The organism is Paenibacillus taichungensis (genome assembly GCF_003287275.1).
Classification (GTDB): Bacteria; Bacillota; Bacilli; order Paenibacillales; family Paenibacillaceae; genus Paenibacillus; species Paenibacillus taichungensis_A.
Map to the genome: position 1 here is coordinate 278,566 of NZ_QEVW01000008.1, position 20,334 is coordinate 298,899.

Annotated in this window: 20 protein-coding genes; 17 read left to right on the forward strand and 3 right to left on the reverse strand. The window is 46.9% G+C overall.

Translation table 11 applies throughout. The features are described 5' to 3' along the window. The first annotated feature begins 3 nt into the window (after positions 1-3). The 10 genes from DC345_RS13855 (at position 4) to DC345_RS13895 (ending at position 9,958) form a co-directional block, all read left to right on the forward strand. On the forward strand, positions 4-828 hold the full coding sequence (locus tag DC345_RS13855) for an alpha/beta hydrolase (protein WP_113053754.1): 825 nt from the start codon (positions 4-6) through the stop codon (positions 826-828). Between the two features lie 169 nt (positions 829-997). Next, positions 998-2,581 (forward strand): AraC family transcriptional regulator, encoded by a 1,584-nt coding sequence (locus DC345_RS13860; protein WP_181586591.1) that lies wholly within the window; start codon positions 998-1,000, stop codon positions 2,579-2,581. 117 nt (positions 2,582-2,698) lie between these two features. Next, positions 2,699-3,703: an ABC transporter substrate-binding protein gene (locus DC345_RS13865; RefSeq protein ID WP_113053592.1), complete on the forward strand. Its 1,005-nt coding sequence runs from the start codon at positions 2,699-2,701 to the stop codon at positions 3,701-3,703. Between the two features lie 24 nt (positions 3,704-3,727). Next, on the forward strand, positions 3,728-4,735 hold the full coding sequence (locus DC345_RS13870; RefSeq protein ID WP_113053593.1) for a FecCD family ABC transporter permease: 1,008 nt from the start codon (positions 3,728-3,730) through the stop codon (positions 4,733-4,735). After that, entirely contained in the window at positions 4,728-5,750 is a 1,023-nt protein-coding gene (locus tag DC345_RS13875) for a FecCD family ABC transporter permease (protein WP_113053594.1), read from the forward strand. The genes DC345_RS13870 and DC345_RS13875 overlap by 8 nt, the downstream gene beginning before the upstream one ends. Before the next feature lie 37 nt (positions 5,751-5,787). Beyond that, positions 5,788-6,522 carry an alpha/beta hydrolase gene (locus DC345_RS13880; RefSeq protein WP_113053595.1) on the forward strand — a complete coding sequence of 245 codons (735 nt, stop codon included), beginning with the start codon at positions 5,788-5,790 and terminating at the stop codon, positions 6,520-6,522. A 105-nt stretch (positions 6,523-6,627) separates the two neighbouring features. Continuing rightward, positions 6,628-7,383 carry an exodeoxyribonuclease III gene (locus DC345_RS13885; RefSeq protein WP_113053596.1) on the forward strand — a complete coding sequence of 252 codons (756 nt, stop codon included), beginning with the start codon at positions 6,628-6,630 and terminating at the stop codon, positions 7,381-7,383. Positions 7,384-7,655: 272 nt separating this feature from the next. Beyond that, the gene (locus DC345_RS13890; RefSeq protein WP_113053597.1) at positions 7,656-8,639 is read left to right on the forward strand and encodes an alpha/beta fold hydrolase; all 984 of its coding nucleotides are present in this window, start codon (positions 7,656-7,658) and stop codon (positions 8,637-8,639) included. Between the two features lie 50 nt (positions 8,640-8,689). Then, positions 8,690-8,836: a hypothetical protein gene (locus DC345_RS31725; protein ID WP_157258407.1), complete on the forward strand. Its 147-nt coding sequence runs from the start codon at positions 8,690-8,692 to the stop codon at positions 8,834-8,836. A gap of 144 nt (positions 8,837-8,980) precedes the next feature. Further along, entirely contained in the window at positions 8,981-9,958 is a 978-nt protein-coding gene (locus tag DC345_RS13895; protein ID WP_371121655.1) for a diaminopimelate dehydrogenase, read from the forward strand. 175 nt (positions 9,959-10,133) lie between these two features. Here DC345_RS13895 and DC345_RS13900 read toward each other — a convergent pair whose 3' ends face one another. Continuing rightward, entirely contained in the window at positions 10,134-10,988 is an 855-nt protein-coding gene (locus DC345_RS13900) for a pentapeptide repeat-containing protein (RefSeq protein WP_113053598.1), read from the reverse strand. Between the two features lie 507 nt (positions 10,989-11,495). On the opposite strand from DC345_RS13900, the gene DC345_RS13905 reads away from it, so the two are divergent. Further along, positions 11,496-12,038: an NADPH-dependent FMN reductase gene (locus DC345_RS13905; protein ID WP_113053755.1), complete on the forward strand. Its 543-nt coding sequence runs from the start codon at positions 11,496-11,498 to the stop codon at positions 12,036-12,038. Between the two features lie 200 nt (positions 12,039-12,238). Here DC345_RS13905 and gdhA read toward each other — a convergent pair whose 3' ends face one another. Continuing rightward, on the reverse strand, positions 12,239-13,615 hold the full coding sequence (gene gdhA / locus DC345_RS13910) for an NADP-specific glutamate dehydrogenase (RefSeq protein ID WP_113053599.1): 1,377 nt from the start codon (positions 13,613-13,615) through the stop codon (positions 12,239-12,241). Positions 13,616-14,003: 388 nt separating this feature from the next. On the opposite strand from gdhA, the gene DC345_RS13915 reads away from it, so the two are divergent. From DC345_RS13915 to DC345_RS13930, 4 genes are all read left to right on the forward strand, one after another. Next, positions 14,004-14,477 carry a GreA/GreB family elongation factor gene (locus DC345_RS13915; RefSeq protein WP_113053600.1) on the forward strand — a complete coding sequence of 158 codons (474 nt, stop codon included), beginning with the start codon at positions 14,004-14,006 and terminating at the stop codon, positions 14,475-14,477. Continuing rightward, entirely contained in the window at positions 14,467-14,973 is a 507-nt protein-coding gene (locus DC345_RS13920; protein WP_113053601.1) for a cation:proton antiporter regulatory subunit, read from the forward strand. The genes DC345_RS13915 and DC345_RS13920 overlap by 11 nt, the downstream gene beginning before the upstream one ends. A gap of 3 nt (positions 14,974-14,976) precedes the next feature. Continuing rightward, positions 14,977-16,182, forward strand: a complete 1,206-nt coding sequence (locus DC345_RS13925) for a cation:proton antiporter (RefSeq protein WP_113053602.1) — start codon at positions 14,977-14,979, stop codon at positions 16,180-16,182. Between the two features lie 309 nt (positions 16,183-16,491). Further along, positions 16,492-17,448 (forward strand): alpha/beta hydrolase, encoded by a 957-nt coding sequence (locus DC345_RS13930; RefSeq protein ID WP_113053603.1) that lies wholly within the window; start codon positions 16,492-16,494, stop codon positions 17,446-17,448. Here DC345_RS13930 and DC345_RS13935 read toward each other — a convergent pair. Then, positions 17,443-18,321, reverse strand: a complete 879-nt coding sequence (locus DC345_RS13935) for a PhzF family phenazine biosynthesis protein (RefSeq protein ID WP_113053604.1) — start codon at positions 18,319-18,321, stop codon at positions 17,443-17,445. The genes DC345_RS13930 and DC345_RS13935 overlap by 6 nt on opposite strands. Before the next feature lie 180 nt (positions 18,322-18,501). Here DC345_RS13935 and DC345_RS13940 point away from each other — a divergent pair, with 180 nt between their 5' ends. Together DC345_RS13940 and DC345_RS13945 are read left to right on the forward strand one after the other, a co-directional pair. Next, a complete protein-coding gene (locus DC345_RS13940; protein ID WP_113053756.1) occupies positions 18,502-19,428 on the forward strand; it encodes an NADP-dependent oxidoreductase in 927 nt (308 codons plus the stop codon). A 296-nt stretch (positions 19,429-19,724) separates the two neighbouring features. After that, complete coding sequence (locus tag DC345_RS13945) at positions 19,725-20,276, forward strand: GNAT family N-acetyltransferase (RefSeq protein ID WP_113053605.1); 552 nt, start codon at positions 19,725-19,727, stop codon at positions 20,274-20,276. Positions 20,277-20,334 lie beyond the last annotated feature (58 nt).

The window sequence follows — 20,334 nt, forward strand, 5'->3', positions numbered from 1 at the left end:
GTGATGAGACATGACGGAACAGAACCAGAGGTAACGTTGCCGGGAACAACCTTTTACCGCATGCGTGCAGAACAGACCGAAAGAGAGTATGAGATCAGAGTTTGGGTGCCGGAGGGTACCCCGCCAGCTTCAGGATATCCCGTGATCTATCTGCTGGATGCCAATGCGGTGTTTGGTACGATGGTTGAGGCCATGCGTGTACAATCTTTACGCCCGGAGAAGACCGGGGTTGTGCCGTCAGTTATTGTTGGCGTTGGGTATGCAGTCCGGGAACCCTTTCCACCGGACAGGCACTATGATTTTATGATGTCGGTTCCCGAAGGGGAATTACCCCGGAGACCGGATGGAGCAACTTGGCCGGAGCATGGCGGCGCTGAAGCATTCACCCTGTTTATCGAGGAACAATTGAAGCCGGATATTGAACGACGCTATCCTATCGACCGGAGCAGACAATCCGTTGTGGGGCACTCGCTGGGCGGATTATTTGTTTTGCAGTTGTTACTGGAACGTCCGGGAACCTACCGAAATTACATTGCAGGTAGTCCGTCTCTTCATTGGAACTCGGCATGGATCGCCCAGCAGCAAGAGACGTTTACTTCCCGTTTGCTGGATAACCGTACGGAAATTCATATTTTACTTGCATCAGGAGAACTGGAGGGGAGTCATACCAGCGGGGTAATTGAACGTTCCCGAGCGTTTACCGAATGGTTGAACCATTCCGATGCAAGTGGAGTCCGCGCTGATTTTATCTGTTTTGAAGATGAGGGTCACGTCTCAGTATTACCTGTGTTGATCAGCAGGGCACTGCGATTTGCATCCAGAGATTGAACGGATTAGCACGATTATGAAAGAACTAGTAGATGCGGGGGCCTCCGAAAATTTGATATACTGATTAATAGTTATTGAGAATGGTTATCAAATGGAGGCCTGTAAATAGATGATTTCCCCTAACATATATACGAATCAAGAAATGGATTCCACGTATGCACTCGACAGATTGACTATAAAATTGCGTGATATAGAGAAAATGAAATCCACTTCAGACTGGAACATTCCCCAGCAGCATACCTCATCTTATGTGCTTGTCATGGTCACAGGTGGTGAAGCCTTACTGACACTGGATCGGGGGTCTATCCATATCCATGCACAAGGCGTTTATTCCTGTGTACCCGAATCCACTTTTGGGCTGACTTCTTTCGGAGATGAAGGAGCCGAAGTAACGATCATGCGGTTTGATCTTTATCAAGAGCTGCATGATGATCCTGACACCTTGCATGTGGTTAAAGATACCCCGATGTTCAGATCTGGCAAGGAGCTGGCGGTGTCTCCAACCGTTCAGCTCTCATTTATGTGCGAAGAAATACACAACCTGTGGCATAGTGGCAGGGCCATGGGGCATTTTCAGGCACATGTGCAGTTTCTCCAACTGCTCGCAAGCCTTACAGAAGCATCACCTCCGCTCAAGGAAGATTCCCAGATGATGATCCAGCGTACCAAAGATTATATCGATGAGCATTCCAATGAGAATCTAACCGTGGAATATCTGGCAGGCATGGCCGGGCTGAGTCCGAAATATTATGTGGACCTGTTCAAGCGAAGATACGGAATGAGTACAACCGATTATATCTCTTCACTCCGCATTAACCGGGCGAAGCAACTGATGGCCGGTACTGAAATGCGTCTGCGGGATATTGCCCATCAGGTCGGATACCAGGACGAATTTTATTTCAGTCGCAAATTTAAAAAAGCCATGGGAATATCCCCTTCGGTATATATGAATAGCCGCCGCCGTAAAATTGCCGCTTATCACATTGCGATTACAGGACATTTGCTAGCCCTGAACATGATTCCCTATGCGGCACCGCTGCACCCGAAATGGACGTCGTATTATTATCGAATGTATGGTAAAGACATCCCTGTGCATCTGAGTGCCTATCGGATTGACATGGAATGGCAATCCAAAATTCAGGCTCTGCAGGAGCATCAGCCAGACCTGATTATCAGTTACGACCACTTGCGACCTGAGGAGAAAGCACAGCTTGAAGGTATTGCGCCGGTTCATTACCTCACAGTCTCAGATCACAACTGGCGATCACAGCTTCAGATTCTGGCTGAACATCTGGGGGCACAGCAGGATGCCAAGAGTTGGCTGGAAACTTATGATCATAAGTCGGATCAGGTCAAAACGATGATGCAGCAGAAGCTTGGCAACGAGAAGGTTGTCGTTGTCCGTTTGTTAAAACATCAGTTCACACGTTATTGTTCACCTTCCATGTTGCAAGTGTTATATGGAGATTTGGCAGTCAAACCAGCCCATATCAGTGAAGAAGGGGAAATATATAACGAGCCGATTACACTGGAACAACTGGATGAAATGCAGACCGATTGGATATTTCTGATGGTATGTCAGGAGAGTGAGACGTTATCCTTCTGGGAGGATGTTCAGAAAACCTCCTTGTGGCAAAATATAAAATCTGTTCAGAATAACCGGTTGTTCATCATCCCGGCTGATCCCTGGCTTGAGAACTCGCCCCTCGCCAACGAACGCATCCTGGACGATCTGATGGATCGCTATCGGTGAAAAATCCATAGAGATTCAGGACAGAGTCCATGGTTCTGTTGGTCAATCTTGTTTATCATTCAATAATGATTATTATTCTCAATTAGAATAATCGAAATTGAAGGGGGATCACCAGAGATGAGAAAGAAATTGGGGTTATGTTTGGTCATGATATGTATGCTCGCTGTATTGGGAGCGTGCGGCAATAAAGAGGACGCGTCAGGGACTGCTGAGAATTCGGCTTCGACCGGAACCACGGCAACGACCGATCAAACGGATACAGCTGAGGCAGCTGAAGGCAGCACACGCACCATTAAATACTTAGATCAGGAGTACACGGTTCCTACAGAGGTTAGCCGTATTGTAATTACCGGTTCCATGGAAGCCATGGAGGATGCACTGGTTCTTGATGTACATCCGGTAGGGGCTATTACTTTTGGCGGCGAATTCCCGGAGATGTATGCTTCTATCACGGATCAGGCTGATTCCATTGGGCAGAAGATTGAGCCTAACTTTGAAACCATTTTGTCCCTGAAACCGGATATTATTCTGGGTTCCACGAAGTTTAAGCCTGAAGTGGCCGAGCAGTTAAGCAAAATTGCGCCGTTTATCCAGGTGTCTCATATTGCTACAGATTGGGAGTCTAACCTGAATCTGCTGGCTGAGCTGACAGGCAAGCAGGAACAGGCCAAACAGGAGATTGAACAGTATAAGGCTGCTCTGACTACTGCCCAGGCTGAACTTGGGGACAAACTGGAAAACAAAAAAGTGCTGGCAGTACGTATTCGTAACGGACAAATGTATGTGTATCCTGAGTCTGTCTTTGTGAATCCGATCCTGTATGGAGACCTTGGATTCCAGGTTCCGGCCGAGATTCAGGCAGCCAAAGCACAGGAAGCACTTTCGGTGGAGAAGTTTGCAGAGATGAACCCGGATTACGTGTTTGTACAATTTGAGACATCCGAGAACTCCGACACCCCGAATGCCCTGACAGATCTGCAGAACAACCCGATTATCCAGAAGACAACTGCGCTGAAAGAAAATCATGCTTTTGTCAATGTCATTGATCCATTGGCTGAAGGTGGTCCGGCCTGGAGTCGTATTGAATTCCTGAAAGCAGCCGTTGAGCAGTTATCCAAATAATTAGAGCAAGGCGTGTATACTCCTATGCATAAAAGAAGATTGAATCCGGTGGTGCTGTTCGCAGCAGCACCTCTGTTCATTGCAGTTACCATTCTGGCATCGGTCATGTACGGAGCCAAGAGCATTGACGTTTCGACCATCACAGCAGCCATTTTTCATTTTGATACAGAGAGCATCGATCACCAGATTATCGTGTCATCCCGGCTCCCACGTGTCATTGGAGCTCTATTGATCGGGGCTTTTCTGGCGGTGTCAGGTGCACTCATGCAGGGGATGACAAGAAATTATCTTGCATCCCCTTCCATTATGGGGGTATCCGATGGATCTGTAGTGGTCATCACCTTATGTATGGTATTTATGCCGAATACGACATCCCTTGGCCTTATATTTTACTCTTTGGCGGGATCGGCACTAGGAGCAGGACTGGTATTCTTCATAGCCTGGTTACTGCCAGGCGGCATGTCGCCTGTTCGGCTTGCCATTCTGGGCACGATTATTGGTACATTCCTCGGTGGTGTATCTCAGGCCGTGGCTACCTATTATCAGGTGTCTCAAACAATCAGTTTCTGGTATAACGCCAGATTGCATCAGATGGACCCGGGCATGATCAAGCTGATTATTCCATTTGCTGTAGTGGGACTGGCGATAGCCATCATCCTTTCCAAGTCCATTACCATTCTGTCGATGGGTGATGATGTGGCAACAAGCCTGGGGCAGCGTACCGGATGGGTTAAGGCCTTATCAATACTAAGTGTGGTTATACTGACTGGAATATCTGTAGCTTTGGCGGGCAAAATCGCTTTTGTCGGTTTGTTGGTTCCGCATATTACCCGATTTCTCTTCGGGGTGGATTACCGCTGGGTTATTCCGTGTTCCGCTGTATTGGGCGGGTTCTTTTTGGCTTGGTGTGACATCCTTAGCCGTTTCATTAACTCTCCGTTTGAAACACCAATTGGAGTCGTCACCGCATTATTCGGCGTTCCCTTCTTCCTTTATCTGATCAAAACCAAAGGAGGGGGAAAACATGCCTGAAGCGCAGCGGGGAAGATTATGGTTCGTCATTTTCATAAGTGCAATAATCATTGCAACAGCCGTTTATATCAGTTTGACCAACGGTGCGTTTGACATATCGGTGATGGATGTGGTCAAAACGTTATTGCGGCTGGACCCTGTCCATGAGCATGATCTCGTTATTTTTGATTTCAGGCTGCCGCGTATTGTCATTGCATTACTGCTTGGCCTGGGACTCGGGATTGCCGGAGCTGTGATTCAGGGCATCGCGCGCAATCCGCTTGCTGACCCCGGCATGCTTGGTATTAACGCCGGCGCCGGAACAGCAATGGTGCTCTTTATGCTTCTGTTTCACGGGTCCATAACGGGTACAGGATGGTTATCCATTATGGCAATGCCGTTGTTTGGCTTGGTAGGTGGATTAACCGCAGTCGTTCTCATCTTGTGGTTTGCACAGGAGCGCGGTCAGTTGGATTCCCAAAGGCTCATTCTCGTCGGGATTGCCATCGGTTCAGGTTTTAGTGCAATTACGCTTTACCTTTCCCTCAAAATGAACCCCTCCGATTTTGAGATGGCTACCGTCTGGCTGACAGGCAGCATCTATAATGCCAACTGGCGATACATATCGGCGATGATTCCATGGCTGGTTCTGCTGATTCCATTGCTTTGGGCTAAATCCCGTGTGCTGGATGTCATGCAGCTGCAGGAGGCTAGCAGCATGGGACTCGGCGTGGATGTGCATCGGGAGAGAAAAATATTGTTACTGGGCAGTGTTGGGCTCGTTAGTGCCTGTGTTGCCGTATCCGGGAGTATCGGATTTGTTGGGTTAATCGCTCCTCATATTGCACGGCGCCTGGTGGGGCTTCACCATAAACGGGTCATTCCGATATCCGGATTGGTTGGCATGGCGATGGTCGTTGTAGGGGATCTAATCGGCAAAACGGTGTTTGCCCCGGCAGAACTGCCTGTGGGCATCGTCATCTCCATTATTGGTGTTCCTTATTTCATTTTTTTACTGCTCAAAAACCGAATGTAACAAGCCAGATTTGAAACAGAAGGGAAGGGTTCCATACATGAGCAAATGGGTACAGGAGTCGGTTGGTGGCTGGACGCTCCATCTGCTGCTTCCGCCATCTTACACAGAGGGAGATCGTCATTACCCGGTCGTTTATATTCAGGATGGAGGAGGGGTAGCCAAAGCCTGCAGTAATCTTCTGGATCATTCCTTTCGCTCCGGAAAACTGCCTGAATTGATTTTGGTCGGTATTGAACCTCACAATCGCAACGATGACTATACACCATGGCCTGTACCAGCGCTGCATGCATCCTTTTCGGCCTTTGGCGGTCAGGGAAGCATATATCTGAAGGCGATCACTGAGCAGCTGAAGCCGTATGTGGACTCGTCTTACCGTACTCTTGCAGATTCAGAGAATACAGGTATACTTGGCTGTTCGCTCGGTGGGCTGATCTCTCTGTTTGCGGCGATGGAATTCCCTCATATCTTTGGAAAGGTTGGGGCGTTATCAGCCTCAATGTGGTATGAAGGTTTCCTCGATTATATGAGTAAATATTCATGGGCTGAACGCCGTGGCTTGAAGCTGTATATGTACGTTGGGAGTCTGGAAGGTGTGTACAAGGCTAATGCCCAAGCACAAATGCTGGAAAATACACGTTCCGCGTGTCGCATGATTTTGGCCCAGGGCTATCCTGCTGAGCGGCTGAATTACGTGGAGGAAGAGGGCGGAACGCATGATCTATTGTTTTTTGCCAAGCATCTGCCCGAAGCATTATCCTGGTTGTATGAGTGAGCTTATGGCTTAGGAAGCGCTCACTCTGTTTCGATATCGTCACACCTCAGCTTGTCCTTCCGAATTCGCCCATGCTATATTGGGGAGATGTGAGGAGATGAGGATATGAAGCTGGTGTCCTGGAATGTGAATGGATTGCGGGCATGTGTCACCAAGGGATTCATGGATTATTATAACGAGAGTCAGGCCGATATTTTCTGTGTACAGGAGACTAAGCTGCAGGCAGGACAGATCGAGATGGATCTGGGAGAAGACGTATATCAATACTGGAATTATGCTGTAAAAAAAGGATACTCCGGCACAGCCGTATTTACCCGGATCAAGCCGTTATCTGTCTGGTACGGGATAGAGGAAGATAGCGAACCGGAAGGGCGAATGATTACGTTAGAGTTTGATCATTTTTATCTAATCAACGTATATACCCCCAATGCGAAGCGGGATCTGACCAGACTTCCTTACCGTTTGGAATGGGAGGATCGGTTCAGAGGGTACGTGCTGCAATTGGAGCAGACCAAGCCGGTTATCGTATGTGGTGACCTCAATGTAGCCCATCAGGAGATCGACCTGAAGAATCCGAAGCCGAATCTGGGCAACTCGGGATTCACGCTGGAAGAGCGAGGCAAGATGACCGACCTGCTGGCTGCCGGATATGTGGATAGCTTCCGCCATCTGTACCCGGATCGCACGGATGTGTACAGTTGGTGGTCGTACATGCCCAAGGTAAGAGAGCGTAATGTTGGATGGCGAATCGATTATTTTCTGGTGTCCAATCAGCTTGCTCCGAAGGTGTCAGATGCACATATTGATTGCCATGTCATGGGCAGTGATCATTGCCCGGTGGGTCTCACGTTGCAACTGTAGATTGCAGAGGGTGTATTTGCCTTTTTACAAAATGAATATCATCAAAACCGCAGGTTTCCGTTAACGGGAATTTGCGGTTATTTGACGTTGTCTATATGATTATCTTCCCTTTGGTACAGGTCTCAATGGTATTTTTGATGCTGCGGGTAGGGGGATGGAACTAGACTTAGGTTGGGGAAAGAACTGGACCCGGGATCGTTCCGTTTCCACCCGTACTTGGGTAAGATTGAAGAATACATATAGAAGATGATTCGGGTAAGGGGTAGAGAACGATGAAGAAGGGGTTACGGAGAGGTTTGAAAGGGCTGGGTGGCCTGATGCTGGCAACAGGACTTTTGCTGCTGGCAGGAACCGTGTACGAGGCTTATCAGTCGACACAGGACATGAAATCTTATACTGCACCGGGCAAGATGTATGAGGTGAGCGGACATAACATGCATCTCTATACAACGGGAAGAGGAAATGCGACAGTCGTTCTCGCTTCAGGCTGGGGTACGCCTAATCCGTACGTTGATTTCAGCCCATTGTATAACAAGTTGAAATCCCAGGTGAAAATTGCGGTGTATGATCGGTTCGGTTACGGGTATAGCGATTATACGGATCGGCCACGTGATATCGATACCATTACGGAGGAGATCCATCAACTGCTGCGAGTATCCGGCCAACGTCCGCCATATATCATGGTAGGTCATTCTCTCGGATCGCTGGAGACTGTGCGATTCGCACAAATGTATCCCGATGAAGTAGCTGGCATGGTCATGATCGATGGAGGAAGTCCCGAATATTACAGCACTGTGGCTATGGAGCAATCAGATTGGTATTTCGATTCAGCCCGTCTTCTGGTGAAAACAGGAATTGTGCGTACATTGCTGCATTCGGATCGGATTACGGAATCTATGGTCGTTAACCCGGATCTCGTTACGGAGTCAATGAGAAAGGCAGCCACCATATCCACACTCATGCATGCTTACAATGACAACGTGATTGGAGAGATGCGCAATTCCAAGACGAACGCAGCCCATATCCTGGAGCATAAAAAGGAATTCACCTTCCCGCTAACCATTCTGACGGCCGGTTCAGAGAAACCAAGCGAAGGTAGCCGGTCATGGCAGGCAGATCAGGCCGATTTTGCTTCATGGTCCAGTCAAGGGACACAGGTCACTGTAGCACACGCCAAACACGATATTCATAACAGTCAGCCGGATATTGTCGCCAATGAAATTTTGGAGTTGGTGAAGCGGTCCGGTGAACTATGAAGAACATAATTCAGCCAAAATATAGCAAACAGGATGAGGAGGTAGGATGGATGAAAAAGATCAGAACCGCATCAAGATTCCTTTCCTTACTCCTGGCAAGTTGTCTGTTGTCTCTAACGGTGTTGTCCGTTTCCGTCTTGTTTGCTACTTCTTCCGTAGATGCCATACCGTTTATCCATTCGGTTGGTCGTGATTAGAATAAAAGGAATATATCAGTCCTTGCTGCTCTGCATGCAAGGTATTTTTATTTCAAACTGGAAACCTGACAATTTACATGTTATGTTATATCATTATACTAGATAAAGTAGGCAACTATAGATGAAGACAGGAGAGGATTGAACATGGTCAAAGTTGGTATCGTAGGTTACGGAAATCTGGGCAAAGGTGTAGAGAAAGCTATTACTCAAAACCCGGATATGGAGCTTGTTGCTGTATTTACACGTCGTAACCCGGAGCAGATGGTTGCAGAAGGTACGGAGGTTCGTTTCGAGCACATCTCTGCTGCTGAGCAATACATAGGCAAAATTGATGTGATGATTCTGTGTGGAGGTTCGGCAACTGATCTTCCGGAGCAGACACCTGCAATTGCAAAATTGTTCAATACGGTGGATAGCTTCGATACACATGCCAAGATCCCTGAATTCTATAAAGAAGTTAACGCTGCGGCAGAGCAAGGTGGCCATGTGAGCGTCATTTCCACAGGTTGGGACCCGGGCTTGTTCTCAATGAACCGACTGCTTGCCCAATCGATCCTGCCAGAGGGTAAAGAGTACACGTTCTGGGGTAAAGGGGTCAGCCAAGGTCACTCCGATGCGATCCGTCGTGTACCAGGCGTTAAGGCTGGTGTGCAATACACTGTACCTGTTGAAGAAGTAATCAACAGCATTCGTGCCGGGGAGACACCAGAATTAACCACACGTGAGAAGCATCTGCGTCAATGTTATGTAGTTGCAGAAGCTGGTGCAAATCAGGACGAGATTCGCGAAACGATTGTTTCCATGCCGAACTATTTCTCGGATTACGATACAACGGTGACTTTCATTACTGAAGAGCAATTGAAGGCTGAGCATGAAGGCATGCCGCACGGTGGGTTTGTCATTCGCAGTGGAGTTACAGGCGCAGGCCAGAAACAAATTATTGAATTTGGTCTGAAGCTCGACAGCAATCCTGAATTTACCGCAAGTGTGCTGGTGGCTTATGCAAGAGCCGCACAACGTTTGAGTCTGGAAGGGCACAAAGGGGCCAAGACGGTATTTGATATCCCACTCGGTCACCTGTCTCCTAAATCAGCTGAGGACCTTCGCCGCGACTTGCTGTAGTCCGTTAATTCATTACCGCAGTTGTAAGCATGATTATTTAAAATGTGATACAACACAAATAGCTCGTCCCTCTTATTAGAAGGACGAGCTATTTGTGTTGTACAAATGGATTAATACATATTCATGAGCTGTTCATATTGATTTATACTCGTAACTCATGTGGAGACAGTCTTCCCTACAGCCAGTGTGAGGGAATGTTTAAATGATCCGGCAACTTGGTATCTGCACTGCCTTTTGCCGAGTTGAGCTGGGATTGTGTCAGAAAGATGCTGCCTCTCAGATCGGCCCCACCCAGATTCGCATCCCGCAAGTCGGCCCCAATTAGATCGGTGCTTCTCATATCTGCGTTTCGTAAATCAGCAGCTATCATTAAGGCACCTCTAAAGCTTGCACCCCGAAGGTCAGCGCCTTTAAGATTGGCACCCAGAAAGTCTCTTCCGGTACGCTTTTTGGTCTTCGATTTGGATGGTCGGTTCTCTGAAGCTGGGACCTTTGCCCGCACCATCTCGCTGGCCTGTACAAGCAGTTCGTTCACCATCGCCCGATGTGAGGGAATATCGAGACGTAATATGGCAGATGGCTTCAGATTGGTCAGTCGTTCCGTTTCCCGATATACGTCCTTCAACGCGGCATGGATGGATGATGTTTCCGGCAGCTGTAGCATTTCAATGATATAGCTCATCATCTCATGAAGCTGCTTCATGACAGGCAAACAATCGAACATTTCAGCAGCTGATTCCGGATGATTACGCCAATCCTTGCCCGAATATGTAATCTGTGACAGTTTCTGACCAGCCCCGAAACAATCGTAGACTGTGCAGCCCTTGAACCCTTTCTGTCGCAGCTGTGTATGGATGCCACAACGGTTATCGTTACGGAGATTGGAACAGGGGGTACCGCTGGATTTATCAAAAGCAAAGTCTGAGGACTTGCCATACGGCAAGGCGACACAGCATAGCCCAAAACATTGCTCGCAGTCTGCGCTTAAATGCAGAGTAGCCTGATTGCTACTGAATGCTTGGTTAGTCATTTGTACACTTCCTTTTATTAAAAAGAATGCTATTTTAAGGTTAGTACAACTTTACCATCAGGCTGGATTTCGATCAATATGCTGCATAGTAGCGAAGAAAGCGTAGGCTAGAATGGACTTGAGGCAGCAATCGGCATGCAGAATCTGCGCTCCACGTTCGCATCCACATGTTCAAACGCTTTATCCAGAAAGACAACCTTGGCATGAATGGACTGAATAGCGATTTCCGCCGAGGGCTGTTTCTTCGGGTAAACGGGAAAACCACTTTTTTTATTGAACTCTTATCTTATGTAGAATAAATTCATAACCATATTTGTATGATAAAGAAAAATTAAAAAAAATATATACAAACTTTATGTAAGTTACTTGACTAAATGAATTTAATTACTTATTATCAATATTAACAGAATAAATCAAACCAAGCGGATACAGGATGGTGTGAACATGGGTTTTATGGATAAATTATTCGGGAAAACAAACAACAACACACAAGAGGAGGAACAATCGATGTCGAAACTTAACATTGGAATTATTCTTGGGAGTACACGTGAAGGGCGTTTGAGTCCACAGGTTGGAGAATGGGTAAAACAGATTGCGGATGCACGTGGTGACGCAAACTACGAGATCGTGGATATCGCTGATTACAAGCTTCCGCTTCTGGGAGAGGCGGATGCAACGGAGCAGGCGACTGCCTGGAATACGAAGCTGGCAAGCCTGGACGGGTTCGTATTTATTGTTCAGGAATACAATCATAGTATCTCTGCATCGTTGAAGAATGCACTGGATTACGCACGTGAGGCATGGAACAACAAGGCGGCAGGCATTGTAAGTTATGGTTCCGTAGGTGGTGCACGCGCGGCAGAACATCTTCGGGGCATTCTTGGCGAATTGTCTGTTGCAGATGTTCGTGTTCATCCGGCACTGTCGCTGTTTACCGATTTTGAGAACGGCACGACCTTTAAACCAGCTGATCTGCATTTGACCAATCTGAACGGCATGCTGGATCAGGTGCTTTCGTGGAGTGGTGCCCTAAAAACGGTACGTTCGTAATTAATGTATGAGTTATGGTCTTCCTTACACAGGGACTGACACTGCGATTCAAGTAACCATCGTCTGTTATATCAATGTTAAAGGGCAGTTCTCCCAAATGGAGAACTGCCCTTGCTTATATCTGTGCGATAAGATGTATCGTTTAAGTTATTCTGTAAAGCAGATGTTCTGTAATGCAGAGAGTAATGCCATCTGAAGGACTAGACGATACCTTGCGCCAGCATGGCGTCTGCCACCTTCAGGAAGCCAGCGATGTTCGCTCCGGCAAGCAGGTTGCCTGCACAGCCGTACTCATCCGCTGCCTGAACACAGCTAGTATAGATGTTCGACATAATGTCATGCAGCTTGGCGTCCACTTCTTCAAATGACCAGGACAACCGCATGCTGTTCTGCGACATTTCAAGTGCGGACACGGCAACTCCGCCAGCATTAGCCGCTTTGGCTGGTCCAAACAGAACGCCTTCTTTATGGAAAACGTCAATTGCAGCCAGAGTGGAAGGCATATTCGCTCCTTCACCGATTGCTTTAACTCCGCCTTGCACAAGCAATGCAGCAGCCTGTTCGTCGATTTCATTTTGCGTTGCACAAGGCAGCGCGATATCACAAGGGATAGACCAGATTCCTTCGCAACCTTCAGTGTACACGGCATGCGGATGCTCTTTGACATATTCGCTGATCCGCAGACGATCAACCTCTTTTAATCTTTTTACGGTATCCAGATTGATTCCTTGAGCGTCATAGATGTAACCACCGGAGTCACTACACGCCACAACATGAGCTCCAAGCTCCTGAGCCTTCTGAATGGCATAGATGGATACATTACCCGAACCGGAGACAACCACCGTGCTGTCCTTGAAGCTCAGTCCTTTGGACGCCAACATCTCCTTCACAAAGTACACGCATCCGAATCCTGTAGCCTCCTTACGTGCAAGACTTCCTCCGTACAGTAATCCTTTACCTGTGAGTACGCCAGCTTCGTGTCCACCGCTGATGCGTTTGTACTGTCCGAACATATAACCGATTTCCCGTGCACCTACACCGATGTCGCCGGCAGGTACGTCCGCATCGGAACCGATATATTTGTACAGCTCAGTCATGAAGCTTTGAGTGAAACGCATGACTTCCAGATCTGATTTTCCTTTTGGATCGAAGTCGGAACCACCTTTACCACCACCGATTGGCAGGCCAGTCAGGGCATTTTTGAAAATTTGTTCGAACCCCAGGAATTTAACGATTCCCGAGTAAACGGAAGGGTGGAAACGAAGTCCGCCTTTGTAAGGCCCAATTGCGCTGTTGAACTGAACACGGAATCCACGGTTTACTTGTACCTTGCCTTGATCATCTACCCAAGGCACGCGGAACGTAATGACACGTTCTGGCTCAACAAGCTGTTCAAGCAAGCCATTCTCCCGATATTTCGGGTGAGCTGCAATGACAGGAATAAGCGAGTCCAGGATCTCTTTGACAGCCTGATGGAATTCACTTTCCTGTGGATTTCTGGCGATAACCGATTCGTAAACGGAATGAACATACTCTGCGGCAGTTACTTGAGTTGAATCCTTAGTTATAGTCGACACTTTTTCAATGCACTCCTTTATTGTGTTAAAGTCTTGGGATGGCTATTTGTATAAATTGCATAAAAGTTTGTAGTTAAATATACAGGAAACAAAATAAAAATACGAGATGAAAACCCATAAAATGTTTTTTATGACGTTATTAAAATCTTCTATGGATCTGTCATATGATGTAAAGGTTAAGTTTGGAAGCTGGATTAACGCCATTTTTATCGTTATAAAACGCAAAGTTAACGGAATAGCTGGATTAAAAAATTTGTTTTGGTAAGATGGTAGTAAGACCGCGGTATCCGTGGTTTTTTTATCTATATGAAGGAGGAGAACAACATGATGAAGAAAAACATGCGAATCAACATGGAGAACAGGGCTTGTATAGGAGGTGAGATCTATTATGAACCATAGGACCTCCTTTCAAAATTGCAGAGAAATGCTGGTGAACCAGCTCATTATATTCGGTGAAGAGAAAAGAACATTTCTCGACGCCTATTTTGACGTGCGTGATCCGGAACGTTCGCAGATGGAACGGCTGCTCGCGAACTATACGACGTGTGTGGAGAAGCTGCTCCTTGGTTCGGATGAAGCTCTGGACTCGGTGGTACTTATCGGTAGTTTGATCCGTTTTGAGTACGTCGACTTCCATACATCTGATTCATTCACCATTGTGATGCCGGATGACGCGGACCCGGATGCGGGGCATATTTCCTTCCTCTCCCCAGTGGGGCGGCAATTATTGCTTGGGCTCAAGGGGGAAGTGAGGTCGATTAATATACCGGCTGGCTCCATGCGAGTACGCATTACGGATATTACGTTAAACAATGAATCCTTGAACCGGATGTCCACTGGGGGTGCAGATCATGCACTTTAAAGAGACGGATTTGCCGGGAATTGGACGGAAATATTGGCTGCACACACGTAGCGGTGAGCATCTGGTCATCGTCATCCATAATGATGAGAGACGTGACCTGTTTCACATGGAATCAGGCGATTCGCCTGAAGAACTGGGAGACATGGTGTCACTGGTCACACTGGATGATGATGAGGCACGTGCGGTTGCGGCTATTGTCGGTGGCATGACGTACAAACCAACCTTTCAGGATGAGCGTGAAGTTATGCTGGAAGGACTGTTAATTGAGTGGCTCCGTATTGAGCCGCATTCAGAGAGCATAGGAAGAACGATCGGAGAACTTAATATTCGCCAGGCAACAGGGGCAGTTATTCTGGCTGTGGTGGAGAAGAACAGGACGAAGCAGTTTAATCCAGGTCCGGACTATACCTTTACCGCGGGGGCTACGGTTGTTGTCGCTGGTGAACGGGATCAGATCAAACTGTTAAAACAGTTGTTATCCAATGGGCGGCTCTAGCCTATGGATATGCTCATATTCGAAGTGGGAATTGCCGTTGCGCTGATTACACTTACGGGGCTAATATCTGCAAGATTACGATTTTCGGTCATTCCTTTCTATATTCTGATTGGTATGGCTGTTGGACCGCATGCACCACAGATCGGCATTGTGGATTTGCGTTTTATCGAAAGCTCGGAATTTATTGAATTTATGGGCAGGCTGGGTATTCTGTTTTTGCTCTTTTATCTGGGACTGGAATTTTCGGTCTCCCGCCTGATGAAGTCAGGCAAAGCCATTCTGACCGGAGGTATGTTCTACGTTGGACTAAATTTTGCTTCCGGTCTGTTGCTGGGATGGTTCATGGAACTGCCACTCAAGGAAACGTTGGTTGTCTGTGGTATTATGACGAGTTCTTCCACAGCTATTGTGGCTAAAGTACTCGTCGATCTAAAGCGTACGGCGAACCCTGAGACGGAGATTATTATGGGCATGATCATGTTTGATGATCTGTTCATCGCCATCCATATCTCGATTCTGACGGGGCTTGTACTTAGTGGGGCTACCTCATTCCTCAGCGTCTTGCTCGTATCCCTGTCTGCGCTGCTCTTTATTGTGCTATTTCTGATCATAGGCAGGAAATGCATCAAGTATATTGATAAGGCACTCAACATCAAGTCATCCGAGTTATTTCTGCTTACGGTTATGACGCTGCTCTTTCTGGTGGCGGGTTTCTCGGAAACGCTGCATGTAGCCGAGGCGATTGGAGCTCTGATGATGGGGTTGGTTCTGGGAGAATCGAGACATGCCAGCCGAATTGAGCATCAGATTATGCCGTTCAAAGATTTCTTTGGGGCCATCTTCTTTTTCAGCTTTGGCCTGACGATTGAACCCTCGACCCTTGGCGGGGCCGTAGGAATGACCGTGATTGCCGTTATTCTGACCATTGCCAGCAACTATGGTGCGGGCATGATCGCTGGCAGACTCTCTGGGATGACTCCCAAGGCTTCTCTCAATGTGGGCTTCACACTCGTATCCCGTGGAGAGTTCTCCATCATTATGGCGAACATCGGCAAGGCAGGAGGCCTGATGGCATCCATTCAGTCTTTTGCCGTGTTATACGTATTGATTCTTGCAGTGCTTGGCCCGATTCTGACGAAAGAATCACCTTGGATCTACAGTCAATATGTTCGCTTGAGGAAAAGAATGAGGGGGAAAGAGACGGGATGAATGATGCATCTGTTTGCCACGTCTTTACAGCGTAGGTTAGTACACAGATGCAAACACATATTGAATCTAATTCAATGATTAACCGTTCACGCCACACTGCTTGGAGTATATTTTCTCCTTGGTGTGGCGTTTATTGTACCGGGGAATGTACCATCCCTTTATTGACAGATGTATGAAGGCTGTTATACAAAGAAGTATACTTATGGAAGTAGGCGTAAGGCCGTGCAATGCACGGCCTTTTTTGGCTATATAGGATCATGCTCATTCAATCCGAACGGACTGATCTATGACAAGAGGAGAATGTACAATATGAATAATCTGCCTTCATATCATTCATCACATCATTATTGGAAACAGTATCAAACCTTCTTCCCGGAACAATTCAGGCTAGGGGACCATGCGAATCCTGAAGAAGAGTGGTGGGAATCGAACGGGGTTCATCTGCACATCGATCGTCTGCCCGCGCCCGATTCGCCGATCAAAATTCTGTTCATTCACGGAGCTGGAGGCAATGGCAGGTTGCTCGCGCCTTATGCTCGAATGTTGCAGCTCCGAGGCTATGAGGTAGTATCGCCAGATCTTCCACCGTATGGACTGAGCTATCCGTTGCCTGGGACACGTCTCAATTATGAACTATGGATCAAGCTGCTTGTTTCACTCGCTGCTTGGGAATTTAGAAAAGACGGCAAGCCGATCGTGGCGTTGGGAAGCAGCATCGGAGGCATGCTGGCTTATCACACGAGTGCACGCAGTGAGCACGTACAAGGCCTGATCGCAACGACATTTGTGGACACGAGTGATGCGGATATGCGAGATCAGCTTGCACCAAACCGTCTGGTGAGCCGATGGGGCAAACGTATGATGGATCAGTTTCCGGCTTTACTGGATCATATACGTATCTCTGTGAAGCAAGTATCGCGTATGCAGCTGATTACCAATAATCCGGAGTTAACCCGACTCATTATGAATGATTCACAGGCGGCAGCGACACGTGTCCCGTTGGAACTATTAAGAACCTTCCTGAATAAGAAGCCGGAGGTAGATCCGGAACAGTTTGACCAATGTCCTGTACTGCTGGTTCACCCCGAACTGGACCCGATGACACCATTACGGTTCAGCCAATCTTTTTTTGATCGATTGAAGGTGGAAAAGGAATGCGTAGTGTTGGAAGGAACGGGCCACTTCCCTATAGAACAGCCAGGGCTGAATCAATTGGAAGAAGCCGTGTTACGATTTTTACATAAAATTGAAGCGCAACATTTATGAAAGTTGGATTTGAATGTTCTTGATATGAACCGCGACCCCGCCCACTTGAATCTTTGTAATTTCATTGGCAATGCCCAGCGTTAATCTGGCTCGAATCTCCGAAGGGCGGTTCATGGTGTATCCTTGTTTAATCGTATAGGTTGTATCGTGGGAATCTGATAGTTGGTTGTATTTATGTAAATAACAGAGTAAAGCACCGTTAGAAGTACCCGTTGCGCTCTCTTCAGGGATATCGTAAAGGGGAGCAAAATTCCGGCATTCTGCCAGAGGGATTTCTTTATCTGGTTCAAGTGCAAACACATGATAACCTACGACATGGTTAGCTTTGCTAATTTCTGCGATAAGCTGAAAGTCAGGATTGATTTTTGACAGCACATCAACATGGTTAACCCCAATCAAGATATCGCGCAATCCGGTAGACACGATCTGTACAGGTAATTCGACGTGTAAATCATGTGTAGAAATACCCAGAGAATCTGCAATGTCTTGTCGGTCAACGATATCTCCAAACTCCGGAAGCGTCTGAGACAGATAGACTTCACCATTGTTTTGGACATCCACTTCAAGTATTCCGGCTAACGTCTCCAGCGTGTATGTACCTACCTCAACGATATGCTGTGCGTTCATTAAATAAAATAAGGCAATCGTTGCATGTCCACATAGATCAACTTCATCACTAGGGGTGAAGTAACGAACTTTGAAATCAGCCTGGTCCGATGGCATCACAAACGCGGTCTCTGAGAATCCAACTTGTCTGGCAATCTCCTGCATCTGGGAGTCGGACAAGTGTCCTGCTTGTAAAACAACTCCTGCGGGATTTCCGCCTAAAGGTTTATCCGAAAATGCATGTAACGTACTTACTTCAATGTCCACATTGCTACCTCGCTTGTTCAGTTATTTAGGTTCAACAGTTCTACATTATATCACGGTTCCTAATCGGGACTGTGAACCCAAACCTCTGCGAATTCATGATGATAGGTCAAATGAAAGACCGGGAAGGGTAATGAAGAAGGAGAGTATAACGATAATGCTATGGAAAGGCTGGAATCTCTAATGAAAGCAATTGTGATTGAAAAGTTCGGTGGAGCGGAACAATTGAAGGAAATGGAAATGCCCAAGCCGGCATGTGGAGTGAATCAGGTGCTAATCCGCATTCATGCTACTTCTGTGAACCCGGTGGATTTCAAAGTCAGACAAGGTCATATGAAAGAGGCGGCGGATTCTTTCCCACTAATATTGGGCGGGGATGTTGCCGGTACGGTGACTGAAGCGGGTTCGAATGTCGCAAGGTTCAGAGCGGGAGATCGCGTATTTGCCCGTCCTCGTCATTTCGGGACCTATGCAGAATATGTAGCTGTGGATGCGGATATCATTGCCCGTATTCCGGAAAATCTGAGCTTTGAGGAATCAGCTGCCATACCGCTAGCCGCCATGACGGCATGGCAGGCACTTGTCGACCATGGGCGGCTTGCCAAAGGGCAGAAGGTTCTCATTCACGCGGGAGCGGGTGGTGTAGGAACCTATGCCATTCAAATTGCCAAATATCTTGGCGCTGAAGTGGCTTCCACGGCGAGTGAATCGAATGAGGAATTGCTTCGTTCGCTGGGAGTGGACCATTTTATCAATTATAAAAAAGAAGACTTCTCGGAGATTCTCTCCGGGTATGATGTCGTGCTGGATACGATGGGTGGCGACATTCAGCGTAATAGCTTCAAGGTATTGAAGGCCGGTGGACATCTGGTATCGCTTGTGGAACAGCCGGATGAAACGCTGGCTAAGGAAGCTGGTGTAACGGCCAACGTGTTCATGATGGAACCCAAAGGAGACCAACTCGATCAGTTGGCTGAGCTCGCTGCTGAGGGCAAGCTGAGACCCATCATTGATGAGACATACCCCTTGAGTGAACAAGGACTGCGTGAAGCGCACGAAAAAAGCGAGACCCATCATACACGCGGGAAACTGGTCATTCGAGTAGATTAGGATTAACGTTAAATGTTTAAGATAGAATTTGATCAAATGTACACCTCCTAAAATTTACATTGGACATAACCTTATGGGGAGTCAGTAATAATTTAGGAGGTGTATTTTTTTTGCGGAAAAGAGAGCAAATGAATAATATAATTTGAAGTAATGGAATATTACGGTATATACTTGATGTAAGTGTTGAAAGGAATGAGAACGATGTAGTCTATGAAGACTTAGATCCCAAGGCCAGATCTCCGCCTTAATTCAGATATGAGTGAGGTAGAAGTAAATAAACCTTAGGAGGATCTATAATGAAAAATAATATTTGGACAGGTCATAAAGTAAGATTACGTGCAATTCTCCCAACTGATTGGGATAAGTTCCACAATAATGATTCTGATTCTGACTGTGCTAGACTTTGCGATGTAATAAATTTCCCAAGATCGGAAGAGGGTACAAAAGCTTGGGCTGAACACCGGGCATCCCGTGGTCCTGATGGGGATAAAATTATGCTCGCAGTCGAGACTTTTGATGGAGTATTAGTGGGAAGTATAAGTTCGAATAACTGTGATACCCGAAATGGAACTTTTACTTACGGTGTTGCTATCTTTAGAGAATTCTGGCGCAATGGTTATGCTTCAGAAGCTATAAAAATATTGTTGCGATATTACTTTGAGGAACTACGATATCAGAAAGTTACCGCACATGTTTATGCTTTTAATGAAGGTTCATTAGAACTTCATGAGCGTCTTGGATTTGTCCAAGAAGGGAAACTCAGAGATATGGTATTTACTAATGGACAGCATTACGATGAATATCTCTATGGTTTGACTAAAAGTGAATACTCGAAAATGAAGATATGAGAGTAGGCTACCCTAGTGGTAGCCTTTTTCTGAATAACGGAAAATGAAAATTTAACTC

Bases quoted from the DNA above. Each gene is read 5' to 3' on its own strand.
- DC345_RS13855 (WP_113053754.1), top strand. From the start codon at position 4: ATGAGACATGACGGAACAGAACCAGAGGTAACGTTGCCGGGAACAACC.
- DC345_RS13865 (WP_113053592.1), top strand. From the start codon at position 2,699: ATGAGAAAGAAATTGGGGTTATGTTTGGTCATGATATGTATGCTCGCT.
- DC345_RS13870 (WP_113053593.1), top strand. From the start codon at position 3,728: ATGCATAAAAGAAGATTGAATCCGGTGGTGCTGTTCGCAGCAGCACCT.
- DC345_RS13875 (WP_113053594.1), top strand. From the start codon at position 4,728: ATGCCTGAAGCGCAGCGGGGAAGATTATGGTTCGTCATTTTCATAAGT.
- DC345_RS13880 (WP_113053595.1), top strand. From the start codon at position 5,788: ATGAGCAAATGGGTACAGGAGTCGGTTGGTGGCTGGACGCTCCATCTG.
- DC345_RS13885 (WP_113053596.1), top strand. From the start codon at position 6,628: ATGAAGCTGGTGTCCTGGAATGTGAATGGATTGCGGGCATGTGTCACC.
- DC345_RS13890 (WP_113053597.1), top strand. From the start codon at position 7,656: ATGAAGAAGGGGTTACGGAGAGGTTTGAAAGGGCTGGGTGGCCTGATG.
- DC345_RS31725 (WP_157258407.1), top strand. From the start codon at position 8,690: ATGAAAAAGATCAGAACCGCATCAAGATTCCTTTCCTTACTCCTGGCA.
- DC345_RS13895 (WP_371121655.1), top strand. From the start codon at position 8,981: ATGGTCAAAGTTGGTATCGTAGGTTACGGAAATCTGGGCAAAGGTGTA.
- DC345_RS13900 (WP_113053598.1), bottom strand. From the start codon at position 10,988: ATGACTAACCAAGCATTCAGTAGCAATCAGGCTACTCTGCATTTAAGC.
- DC345_RS13905 (WP_113053755.1), top strand. From the start codon at position 11,496: ATGTCGAAACTTAACATTGGAATTATTCTTGGGAGTACACGTGAAGGG.
- DC345_RS13915 (WP_113053600.1), top strand. From the start codon at position 14,004: ATGAACCATAGGACCTCCTTTCAAAATTGCAGAGAAATGCTGGTGAAC.
- DC345_RS13920 (WP_113053601.1), top strand. From the start codon at position 14,467: ATGCACTTTAAAGAGACGGATTTGCCGGGAATTGGACGGAAATATTGG.
- DC345_RS13925 (WP_113053602.1), top strand. From the start codon at position 14,977: ATGGATATGCTCATATTCGAAGTGGGAATTGCCGTTGCGCTGATTACA.
- DC345_RS13930 (WP_113053603.1), top strand. From the start codon at position 16,492: ATGAATAATCTGCCTTCATATCATTCATCACATCATTATTGGAAACAG.
- DC345_RS13940 (WP_113053756.1), top strand. From the start codon at position 18,502: ATGAAAGCAATTGTGATTGAAAAGTTCGGTGGAGCGGAACAATTGAAG.
- DC345_RS13945 (WP_113053605.1), top strand. From the start codon at position 19,725: ATGAAAAATAATATTTGGACAGGTCATAAAGTAAGATTACGTGCAATT.